Source organism: Cupriavidus gilardii (assembly GCF_013314895.1).
In the GTDB taxonomy this organism is placed as follows: Bacteria; Pseudomonadota; Gammaproteobacteria; order Burkholderiales; family Burkholderiaceae; genus Cupriavidus; species Cupriavidus gilardii_C.
Genome location: NZ_JABTYE010000016.1, coordinates 128,412 through 139,290, shown reverse-complemented (window position 1 = coordinate 139,290; position 10,879 = coordinate 128,412). Strand labels below are relative to the sequence as shown.

Here is a 10,879-nt window from a genome sequence, read left to right as displayed (position 1 = left end):
GGGTTGGGGAGAGGGGGTGGTGTCGAACCGCGATGGCAGAACGGCCGCCCGCTGCCCTCTCCCCTACCCCTCTCCCGCAAGCGGGAGAGGGGAAAAGACAAGCGCCCGGCGCGGAACCGGGGTCGCGATGCCTTAATGCACGTCGTTGAGCACCTGGCGCACCGTGTCGAACAACTCGGCGATCTGCGCCTCGGTGATGATCAGCGGCGGCGAGAAGGCCAGGATGTCCCCGGTGTAGCGCACCAGCACGCCGCGCTCCAGGCACTTCAGGAAGACCTCGTAGCCGCGCGCGCCCGGCTGTCCCGGCCGCGGCTCGAGTTCGATGCCGGCCACCAGCCCGAGGTTGCGGATGTCCTTGACGTGCGGGGCGCCCCGCACGCCGTGCGCGGCCTCCTCGAACAGCGGCGCCAGCTTCGCGGCGCGCCCGAACAGGTCCTCGCTGCGGTACAGGTCCAGCGTGGCGATCGCCGCGGCGGCCGCCAGCGGGTGGCCCGAATAGGTGTAGCCGTGCGGCAGTTCGATCGCGCCCGCGGCCGCGGCGTCGATCACGGTGTCGTGCACCTCGCGCCGCACCGCCACTGCGCCCATCGGCACTGCCGCGTTGTTGATCGCCTTGGCCATCGTGATCAGGTCCGGCGTGACCTTGAAGCGCTCGGCCGCCGTAGCGGCGCCCAGCCGGCCGAAAGCGGTGATCACCTCGTCGAAGATCAGCAGGATGCCGTGCTTGCTGGTGATCTCGCGCAGCCGCTCCAGATAGCCGACCGGCGGCACCAGCACGCCGGCCGAGCCGGCCAGCGGCTCGACAATCACGGCGGCGACGTTGGAAGGGTCGTGCAGCGCGATGATGCGCTCCAGCTCGTCGGCCAGATGGGCGCCCCAGGTCGGCTGGCCTTTGGAGAAGGCCGCCTCGGCGATATTGAGCGTGGCCGGCAGATGGTCGGTGCCCGGCATCAGGTTGGCCGAGAAGGCCTTGCGGTTCGGACCGATGCCGCCGACCGCCATGCCGCCGAAGCCGACGCCGTGATAGCCGCGCTCGCGGCCGATGAAGCGGGTGCGCTGCGCTTCGCCGCGGGCCCGGTGGTAGGCCAGCGCGATCTTCAGCGCGGTATCGACCGACTCGGAGCCCGAGTTGGTGAAGAAGATGCGGTCCAGGCCGGCCGGCATGATCGCCGCCACCTTGCTGGCCGCCTCGAACGACAGCGGATGTCCCATCTGGAACGGCGGCGCATAGTCCAGCGTCTGCACCTGGCGCGCGATCGCGTCGGCGATCTCCTTGCGGCAGTGCCCGGCCGCCACGCACCACAGGCCGGCGCAGCCGTCGAGCACCTTGCGGCCGTCGTGGGTCGTGTAATACATGCCGCTGGCCGAAGCCAGCAGCCGCGGCGCCGCCTTGTACTGGCGGTTGGCGGTAAACGGCATCCACAGCGCATCGAGATCGGGAATCACGGTCTTGGCGGCGTCCATTGCTTGCTCCTTGGTTTGTCCGGGTGTCGTCGGGGGTGTCGTCGAGGGTGTCGCCCCGGGGTATCGACCATCGTGCCGGAGGCTTCGATGGTGCGACAGTGCGATCCGGCCACTGTAGCGAGCCCGGCGCAAGCTAAAAATATACGGTCGTGAAATGCTCGCCTTACCGTACTGGTTTTTCCGCCCGAACCGTACAGGTCAGGCGACCGCATGCCCACGGGCCGGGACGCTCAAGCGACCGTCTGCGGCCGGAATACGCGCACTCGCGGCATGCCGCAGCGGCACGGCGTCGCCCTTCGCCACGCTTGAACTGTACAGGCAACCCCCGCACAATGCGGTCGCATGATCCAGCTCGAACTGACCCGCAGCCGCCGTGGCGGCGACACGCTGACCGAACAGATCGTCGCCGGCATCGCGGCGCTGGTGGACCGGCGCGCGTTGCGCCCCGGCATCGCCGTGCCCTCGGTGCGGCGCTTCGCCGCGCAGCACGGCGTCAGCACCTTCACGGTGGCCGAGGCCTATGGCCGGCTGACCGCGCTCGGCTACCTGGCCGCGCGCGCGGGCTCGGGCTACACGGTGGCGCATCGCCAGGCCAGTTCTGAACAGGCTCCCAGCCCGCGCTGGGAGACCCCTGCATTGAACGCGGCCTGGCTGCTGTCGGACGTGTTCGCCGACCACTCGGTGCCGATCAAGGCCGGGGCCGGCTGGTTGCCGGGCGACTGGCTCAACCAGGAGGGCCTGCACCAGGCGATCCGCGCCGCCGCCCGCGTGCCGGCCGGCCAGGTATCGGGCTATGGCCACCCCTACGGGTTCGCTCCGCTGCGCGAGCACATCGCCACGCGGCTGGCGCAGTACGGCATGCCGATGCAGTCGCAGCAGGTGGTGCTGACGCAGGGCGCGACCCAGGCGCTGGACCTGGTGGTGCGCACGCTGCTGCGTGCCGGCGATACCGTGCTGGTCGAGGACCCGTGCTACTGCAATCTGCTGCAGATTCTGCGGCTGGCGGGGCTGAACGTGGTCGGCGTGCCGCGCGGCGCGGCCGGGCTCGACACCGACGCGCTCGACGCGGCCATCCGCCGGCACGGGCCGCGCGCGCTGTTCGTCAATACGGTGCTGCAGAACCCGACCGGCGGCACGCTGACCAGCATGAACGCGCACCGCGTGCTGCAGCTCGCGGAGCAGCATCGGCTGCTGGTGGTCGAGGACGATATCTACCGCGAACTGGCGCCGCCCGGCGCGCCGATGCTGGCGGCGATGGACGGGCTGTCGCACGTGGTTTATGTGAACGGGTTTTCGAAGACCATCACGCCATCGCTGCGCGTGGGCTATCTGGCGGCCAGCCCGGAGCTGGCCAAGGCCTTCGCCCGCACCAAGATGGCGGTGGGGCTGACGTCCTCGGAGGTCACCGAGCGGCTGGTCTATGCGGTGCTGACCGGTGGCCACTACGCGCGCCATGTGGACGCGCTGGCGGCACGGCTGCGCGCCCAGCAGGACCGGGTCACCGAGAAGATGGAGGCGCACGGCCTCGAAGTGCTGCTGCGCCCGGAGGGCGGCATGTTCGCCTGGGCGCGGGTTCGCGGCGCGCCCGACGGCGCCGCGGCGGCGGCGCGCGGGCTCTCCGGCGGACAGTTGGCGACGCGCGCGCTCTCGCACGGCGTGTGGCTTGCCCCGGGCAGCTATTTCGCGCCGGACGAGACCGATTCGCCGTGGATCCGCTTCAATATCGCAACCAGCGATGCGCCGGCGCTGTGGGACTTCTTTGACGGCGTGCGCGCGGCGAACTAGCCGCGCACGCCGTTTGCGACTGCAGGCGTTCTCAGAAGCGGTAACGCACGTAGCCGGTATAGAAGTTGGTACCCGGGTTCGGCCGCTTGATGCTGGCGTTCGAGATGTGCTGGAAGCGGAAGCCCGCCTCGGCACGCTTTTGCGGGCCGAAGGCCACGCCGACACCGACCATGTCCGAGAACTGGAAAGCGGTGCTGTAGTCGTGCGAGTCCGAGGTAGAGGTCGCGCTCATCAGGCGCAGGCCGACCGACAGTTCGGCGAACGGCACCACGCTCCAGCCATGCTTTTCGACGCGCAGGATCGGCGAGAAGCCGAGCTCGGTCACGTCCCGGCGGTTGTTGCCGGTGCGCGCGTTCCAGCGAGCCAGTTCGACTTCCCATTGCAGCTTGGCCAGCCAGCCTTGCGGATTGCCGTAGGCGAAGCCCGAATCCCAGTTCAGGCCGATTTCGTACTTGTTCAGACCGTGGCCGGGGTCGCGGCCGTAGGCCACATGGACGGCGGGATCCGCCTGGGCAGGCGCGGCGACGAGCAGCGCTGCGGCGGCGCAGCATAGCGCGGCCGATCGGCGCAGCGAACGCGCCGTCCGTTCTTGTTGTTGTGTCATGGTCGAGGGGAGAGGAGTTGAAAGATGCCGGCGAAGGCACTGGCACAGTGCGTGCCAGGCAGGAAACGCCACCCGCATCGGCGCCGCGCGAACGGGCTGGAGACTAAGCCCAGAGCCGTTCGATCAGCCAACCGGCGGTGGCGCACAAGCCGAGCCACGCCGCCATGCAACCGGCAATGAATCGATAAGTCATCGTACTTTTGGCAAGCAAAGAGCGAAATTACGCAAAATCGTGACCCGGATGATACATGCATTCATGAATGTATGTTATGCGGCGATAAATCCATTTTGCGTCTGGGGGTAAACGTGCGATCACCCGCCGAACTTTAGGCCGGACCCCGGTCGGCGCACCGCCAGCAGGGATTTGCGCTTGCCGCGGCGCGCATCCTGCTACCCTTGCGGCCATCGAAAAAGAGGCCAACCGATGCATACCCACGATCTGTCCCCCTGGACCCATTCGCACGTCTTCGATCGCGGCAACGCCGCAGGGGAACGCGGCACGCGCCTCGTGCTGCTGCTGACGGCGGCGGCGATGGTGGCCGAGATCGGCGCCGGCTGGTGGTTCGGCTCGATGGCGCTGCTGGCCGACGGCTGGCACATGAGCTCGCATGCGCTGGCGATCGGGCTGTCGGTGTTCGCCTATGCGGCCGCGCGCCGCTTTGCCAACGACCGCCGCTTTGCCTTCGGCACCTGGAAGATCGAGGTGCTGGCCGGTTTTGCCAGCGCGGTCTTCCTGATGGGCGTGGCGGCGCTGATGGGCTTCGCGTCGATCGAGCGGCTGTTCTCGCCGGCGGCAATCCGCTATCCGGAAGCGATGACGGTCACCTGCCTCGGCCTGCTCGTCAATCTGGCCAGCGCCTGGCTGCTGGGCGGCGCGCACCACCACCATCACCACGGGCACGACCACGATCGTCACGACCATCACGACCATCACCACGACCACCACGGCCACCACCACGGGCACGAGCATGGCCACGCGCATGGTCATGATCTGAACCTGCGCTCGGCCTATCTGCACGTGCTGGCCGACGCCGCCACCTCGGTGCTGGCGCTGCTGGCGCTGGCCGGCGGCTGGTGGCTGGGCTGGAGCTGGCTCGATCCGGTAATGGGCATCGTCGGCGCGGTGCTGGTCGGGCACTGGGCGCTGGGCCTGATCCGCCAGACCTCCGCGGTGCTGCTCGATCGCGAGATGGATCATCCGGTGGTCGACGAGGTGCGCGAGGTGCTGGCCGGCTTCGACCAGGGCGGCGACGGCACGCGCATCACCGATCTGCACGTGTGGCGGGTCGGCAAGGACAAGTTCGCCTGCATCGTCGCGCTGGTCACGCACGATCCGGCGCTGACGCCGGCGCGCGTGCGCACCGCGCTGGGCGTGCACGAGGAACTGGCGCATGTGACGGTGGAAATTGCGCGCTGCGACGATGGCGCAATGATCAAGGCCGGCTGAAGGTCGAGGGCCGGCTAGGGCCCAGGCAGGCGGCCCATCTGCGAGCCTGCCCGATGGTGCGGGCGCAGACAAAAGGCTGGAGGCGGGGGAACGGAATCGAACCGTCGTACACGGCTTTGCAGGCCGTGGCATGCCACTCTGCCACCCCGCCGCTGTTCTCAAGCGGTGCGCTGCCAACAACGCGGGCCGAAGTGTAGCCCGATTCTCCCGATCGTGCAGGAGACCGCCGCATTCGAGCCGAGCCGGCCTGCATTGAGCGATGAACCGGACCCCGCGCCGATCTCTGCTATCGTCTCGGCCATCGTTGAAAGGCCACCCCGCCCCCCAGGCATGCGACTGCTGCACACCTCCGACTGGCACCTCGGCCAGACCCTGCATCACTACGACCGTACCCACGAACACCAGCATTTCCTCGACTGGCTGCTCGATACGCTGGACACCGAGGCGACCGACCTGCTGCTGGTCGCCGGCGATATCTTCGACACCGCCAATCCTTCGGCCGCGGCGCAACGGCAGCTGTACCGCTTTCTGACCGAGGCGCGGCGCCGGCGTCCCCATCTGGCGATCGTGATGATCGCCGGCAATCACGACTCGCCGGCGCGGCTCGAAGCGCCCGCGCCCTTCCTCGACTGGTTCGGCGCGGCCTGCGTCGGGCAGGTCCATCGGCTGCCCGATGGCACGATCGACATCGGAAGGCTGGTGGTGCCGGTGCGCGATGCGGACGGGCAGATTGCCGCCTGGTGTCTCGCCATCCCGTTCCTGCGCCCGAGCGATGTGCCCCGTGTCGACGGCGCCGGAAGCGATGCCGACGGGGAGGATGCCCGCCCGAACGATGCCGACCCGTACCAGGCCGGCGTCGCCGCGCTCTACCGCGCCGCGCTCGAACACGCGCTCGCCCGCCGCGAGCCGGGCCAGCCCATCGTCGCGCTCGGCCACTGCCATATGCGCGAAGGCGAGGTCTCCGAAGATTCAGAACGGCGCATCGTGATCGGCGGCGCCGAGGCGCTGCCGGCCGGCATCTTCGATCCGGCCATCGCCTATGTCGCACTGGGCCACCTGCATCGCCCGCAGCGGGTCGGCCGCCACGAGCACATCCGCTATAGCGGCAGTCCGCTGCCGATGTCGTTCTCCGAGATCCACTATCCGCACCAGGTCGTCAGCGCCCGGCTCGACGGCGAGATGCTGGCCGAGTGGCACGCGATCCCGGTGCCCAGGCCGGTCGACCTGATGCGCGTGCCTCCGACGCCCCGGCCGATCGAACAGGCGCTGGACGCGCTGCGCGCGCTCGACCTGCCGTCGTTGCCGGACCATCGACAGCCCTATCTGCAGGTCCGTGTCGTGCTGGACGGCCCCGAGCCGACGCTGCGCGCAAAAATCGAGGCCGCGCTCGACGGCAAGCCGGTGCGCCTGGCGCGCATCGAGGTCAGCGCCGCCGCGGCGGCCGGCGACACCGGCGCACCGATGCTGTCGCTCGACGACCTGAACCGGCTCGACCCCGCCGCGGTATTCGCCTCGCTGTATCGGGAACGGCATGGCGCCGAGGCGCCCGCGACGCTGGCGGCGGCGTTGGCCGAACTGCTGCACGCGCCCGACGAGGTCGCCGCACCATGAAGATTCTCGCCATTCGGGGCCGCAATCTGGCCTCGCTGTCGGGCGAGTTCGCCATCGACTTCACCGCCGAACCGCTGGCATCGGCCGGCCTGTTCGCGATCTGCGGGCCCACCGGCGCCGGCAAGAGCACGCTGCTCGATGCGCTGTGTCTGGCGCTGTATGACGAGACGCCGCGCGTCGCCCGCGTCGGCAGCCGCGCCACGGTGCTGCCCGATGTCGCCGGCGAGACCGTCGGCGCCCACGACACGCGCACGCTGCTGCGCCGCGGCGCGGCCGAGGGCCACGCCGAGGTCGACTTCGTCGGCGGCGACGGCCAGGCCTACCGCGCGCGCTGGAGCGTGCGGCGGGCGCGCAGCAAGGCCGGCGGCAAGCTGCAGCCGACCCAGATGTCGCTGGCGCGGCTGCCCGGCGAAGAGCCGGTCGGCGGCGGGCTCAAGAGCGAGGTCCAGGCCGCGATCGTCGAACGCGTCGGACTGACCTTCGACCAGTTCACGCGCGCGGTATTGCTGGCGCAGAACGAGTTCTTCGCCTTCCTGAAGGCCGGCGACGACGAACGCGCCGCGCTGCTGCAGGCGCTGACCGGCACCGGCCGCTTCGAGGCGATCTCGCGGCGCGCCTTCGAGCGCAACAAGGCCGAGCAGGAAGCCTTGCGCCAGTTGCGCGAGCAGGCCGCCCAGCACCAGCCGCTGGACGCCGCGACGCGCGCGCAGTGCGAGCTGCAGCGCCGGCAGCAGCAGGACGCGGTCGACGCGCTCGACCAACGGCTGCGGCAACACGAGGCGCAGTTGCGCTGGCACGCCGACGCGGCCGAACTGGCGCGCCTCGAACAGCAGGCGATCGGCCAGCACCAGGCTGCCGTCGCCGCATACGATGCCGCGGCACCGCGGCGCGCCCGGCTGGCGGACGCCCACGCGGCGCAAGCCGCGCGAACGCTGATGGCCGAGGTCGACCGGCTTGCCGCGGAGGGCGAAGCGCAGCGCCAGGAGCTGGCGCGCGCCGCGCAGGCACAGGCCGCGTCGGAACGCGCGGCGCAGGACGCGCAGGCAGAACGGCAGCGCGCGGTGGCGGCCCTGGAAGCGGCCCGCCACGCCGAGGCCGAGATGGCGCCGCGGCTGGCACAGGCGCGTCAACTGGACGCCGTGATCGCGACGCTGACGCCGGACCGGGAAGGCGCGGCGCAAGCGGAGCGGCAGGCCGCGCAGGCGCTGGACGAAACGCGCCGCGAACAGGCGCGGCTGCAGACCGAGCGGGAATCCGCCGGCGCCGCACTGGCCGCCGCCGACGACTGGCTCGCCCGCCATGCCGGACTCGAAGCCCTCGGCACGCAATGGCCGCGCTGGGAGGCGCTGTTCGTGCAGGCCGATGATTGGCACTGCCGACACGCCGCGGCCATGCAGGAGGTCGGCCAACTGGCCGAGCGGCTGGCCGCGGCGCAACGCGACGAGGCCGAGGCCCGGCAGCGGCTCACCGCCGGGGCCGCGTCCCTGCAAGCTGCACGGCAGCAGTACGCCGAGGCGCAGCACGCGCTGGCCGGCCACGATCGCGATGCCATCGCCGCCCGCGCGAGCGAATTGCAGCGGCACCGCGACGCGCTGCAGCACGCTGCGGCGCGCTGGCGCGAACGGCTCGCCGCGGAAAGCCGGTTGGCGGAGCTGGTCCAGCAGCGCGACACGCTGCTGGCGCAACGGCAGCAGTGCCAGCAAGGCATCGACGCGGCCCGTGCCGCGCGCCCTGCCGCCCAGCAGGCTGCTACCCAGGCGGAACGCTCGTGGCAGCGCGCGCTCGCCGCCTGTCAGCAAGGCGTCGAGCAATTGCGCGAGACGCTGGAGCCCGGCGAGCCCTGCCCGGTCTGCGGTGCCAGCGAACACCCCTACGCGCATCACGATTCGCCGCTGCGCGCGGCGCTGCAGGCCACGCTGGGCGCGCTCGAAGACGAGTACCGCCGTTGCCAGCAGGCGCTGGCACAGCTCGACGCCGACGAACGCAGCGCCGCCGCGCTGGCGCACAGCCACGACGAAACGCTGGCGCAGCTGGACCTGCGCCTCGCAGCGGCACAGCAGCAGCGCGACCAGGCCGAACGCGAGTGGCAAGGCGACGCGTTTTCGGCGCAGGCCGGAACGATCTCCGTGGACGGCCGCGCAGACTGGTTTGCGCAGCAATTGGCGCAAGCCGACGCGCAGCAGCGCAGCGCGGCCGAACTCGACGCGCGGCTGCGCGGGCTCGACAAGCAACTGCAGGCCGCACGCGTTCGCCTCGACGCCAGCCAGGCCGAACAGACGGCGGCCGACAGCGCGCTGCAACGCGCCCAGTCCCAGGCCGCCGAGCTCGCGCTGCGCCATGGCGCCGCCAACGAGTCGGCTGCCGCAACGGCGGCACAGCGCGACCAGGCCCTGCGCGAACTCGACCGCGGCGCGCTGGGACAGGTCGGGGATGCCCCCGGTCCCGCCGGGGCCGCCGGGGCCGACTGGCAGCAGCAGTGGCACGACGATCCCACGGCATTCCGGGCGCGCTGCGCGACCAACGCCGGCCAGTGGGTCCGATATCGCGACGAGCGCGATGCGCAGCGCCAGCGCATCCTCCAGCTCGATGGCGCGCTGCGTGCTGCCAGCCAGGCGCACGAGCATGCCGCCGAAGCGCATCGCAAGACCGGCGAGGCGCTGGCATTTGCCGACGCGCGCCTGTCCGAACAACGCGCCCTTCGCGACGCGCTGTTTGCCGGCACCCCCGACGCCGGCCGCCCGGTCGACGCGATCGCGGCACGGCTCGCGCAAGCGAGCGCCGATGCCGCGGCGCGAGCGGAAGCGGCACAGCGGGCCAGCCAAAGCGCCAGCGAACAGCTTGCCCGCCAGACCGCCCGCACCGAACAGGCGCAGGCCCAATGCCAGACGCTGGACCAGCAGACGCGCGAAGCCGCGTCGCGGCTCGATGCCTGGCTGCAGGACTGGCGGCGCGGGCACGACGACGAACAGGACACCAGCGCCGCGCTCGACGAAGCGGGCCTGCGCGCGCTGCTGGCGCTCGATGCCGACTGGTTGGCGCGCGAGGAAGAGGCGCTGCACGCGCTGCAACGCGACGTCGATGCCGCGCATGCCATCGTGCAGACGCGCCGCGCCGAACGCGAACGCCATCTGGCGCGGCGGTTCGGCGAGGACGACGCGGCCACCGTCGAAGCCGCGCTCGCCGCGGCCCGTGCCGAACTGGAGCGCGCCAAGCAGGCGCTGGCCGAGTCCGAATTCACGCTGCGCCGCGACGACGAACGTCGCGCGCACGCCAGCGAGCTGATCGCGCGCATCGACCGGCAGCAGGCCACCGCGCACACCTGGCAGGTGCTGAACGAACTGATCGGCTCGGCCGACGGCAAGAAATTCCGCAACCATGCCCAACAGATGACGCTGGACATCCTGCTCGGCTACGCCAACCGGCATCTGGCCACGCTGTCGCGCCGCTACCGGCTCGAACGTGTGCGCCAGAGCCTGGCCCTGCTGGTGATCGACCAGGACATGGCCGACGAGGCGCGCTCGGTGCATTCGCTGTCCGGGGGCGAGTCGTTCCTGGTGTCGCTTGCGCTGGCGCTGGGTCTGGCGTCGCTGTCCTCGCACCGCGTGCGCGTCGAATCGCTGTTTATCGACGAGGGCTTCGGCAGCCTCGACGCCGACACGCTGCGCGTCGCCATGGACGCGCTCGACAGCCTGCAGGCCCAGGGCCGCAAGGTCGGCGTGATCTCGCACGTGCACGAGATGACCGAACGGATCGGCACCCGCATCGAGGTGCGCAGGCTGTCGGGCGGGCAGAGCCGGGTCATGGTGGGGTCGTAGGGGCGTAGCGAGCGGCGTTGCCCTCTCCCCCAACCCCTCTCCCGCAAGCGGGAGGGGTAGTACTCCCCTCTCCCGCGCGCGGGAGAGGGGCGGGGGAGAGGGCAACAGCGGCTCCGATGGCCAGTTTCCGGCCGCCTCGCGAGACAGACTGTT

Annotated in this window: 6 protein-coding genes and 1 tRNA gene; 4 read left to right on the top strand and 3 right to left on the bottom strand. The window is 70.9% G+C overall.

What is annotated here, in order from left to right; translation table 11 throughout:
* Positions 1 to 132 precede the first annotated feature (132 nt).
* Positions 133 to 1,464: an aspartate aminotransferase family protein gene (locus HTY53_RS16755; protein ID WP_174107723.1), complete on the bottom strand. Its 1,332-nt coding sequence runs from the start codon at positions 1,462 to 1,464 to the stop codon at positions 133 to 135.
* Between the two features lie 342 nt (positions 1,465 to 1,806).
* On the opposite strand from HTY53_RS16755, the gene HTY53_RS16750 reads away from it, so the two are divergent.
* A complete protein-coding gene (locus HTY53_RS16750; RefSeq protein ID WP_174107722.1) occupies positions 1,807 to 3,249 on the top strand; it encodes a PLP-dependent aminotransferase family protein in 1,443 nt (480 codons plus the stop codon).
* 31 nt (positions 3,250 to 3,280) lie between these two features.
* On the opposite strand, the gene HTY53_RS16745 is transcribed toward HTY53_RS16750, so the two are convergent.
* Positions 3,281 to 3,853: an acyloxyacyl hydrolase gene (locus tag HTY53_RS16745; RefSeq protein ID WP_174107721.1), complete on the bottom strand. Its 573-nt coding sequence runs from the start codon at positions 3,851 to 3,853 to the stop codon at positions 3,281 to 3,283.
* A gap of 424 nt (positions 3,854 to 4,277) precedes the next feature.
* Here HTY53_RS16745 and dmeF point away from each other — a divergent pair, with 424 nt between their 5' ends.
* Entirely contained in the window at positions 4,278 to 5,300 is a 1,023-nt protein-coding gene (dmeF, locus tag HTY53_RS16740) for a CDF family Co(II)/Ni(II) efflux transporter DmeF (RefSeq protein WP_174107720.1), read from the top strand.
* A gap of 77 nt (positions 5,301 to 5,377) precedes the next feature.
* On the opposite strand, the gene HTY53_RS16735 is transcribed toward dmeF, so the two are convergent.
* Positions 5,378 to 5,451, bottom strand: a tRNA-Cys gene (locus tag HTY53_RS16735).
* A gap of 179 nt (positions 5,452 to 5,630) precedes the next feature.
* Here HTY53_RS16735 and HTY53_RS16730 point away from each other — a divergent pair.
* On the top strand, positions 5,631 to 6,911 hold the full coding sequence (locus HTY53_RS16730; protein ID WP_174107719.1) for an exonuclease SbcCD subunit D C-terminal domain-containing protein: 1,281 nt from the start codon (positions 5,631 to 5,633) through the stop codon (positions 6,909 to 6,911).
* Positions 6,908 to 10,726, top strand: coding sequence for an AAA family ATPase (locus HTY53_RS16725; protein WP_174107718.1), 3,819 nt, complete (start codon positions 6,908 to 6,910; stop codon positions 10,724 to 10,726). Before HTY53_RS16730 ends, HTY53_RS16725 begins: the two co-directional genes overlap by 4 nt.
* Positions 10,727 to 10,879 lie beyond the last annotated feature (153 nt).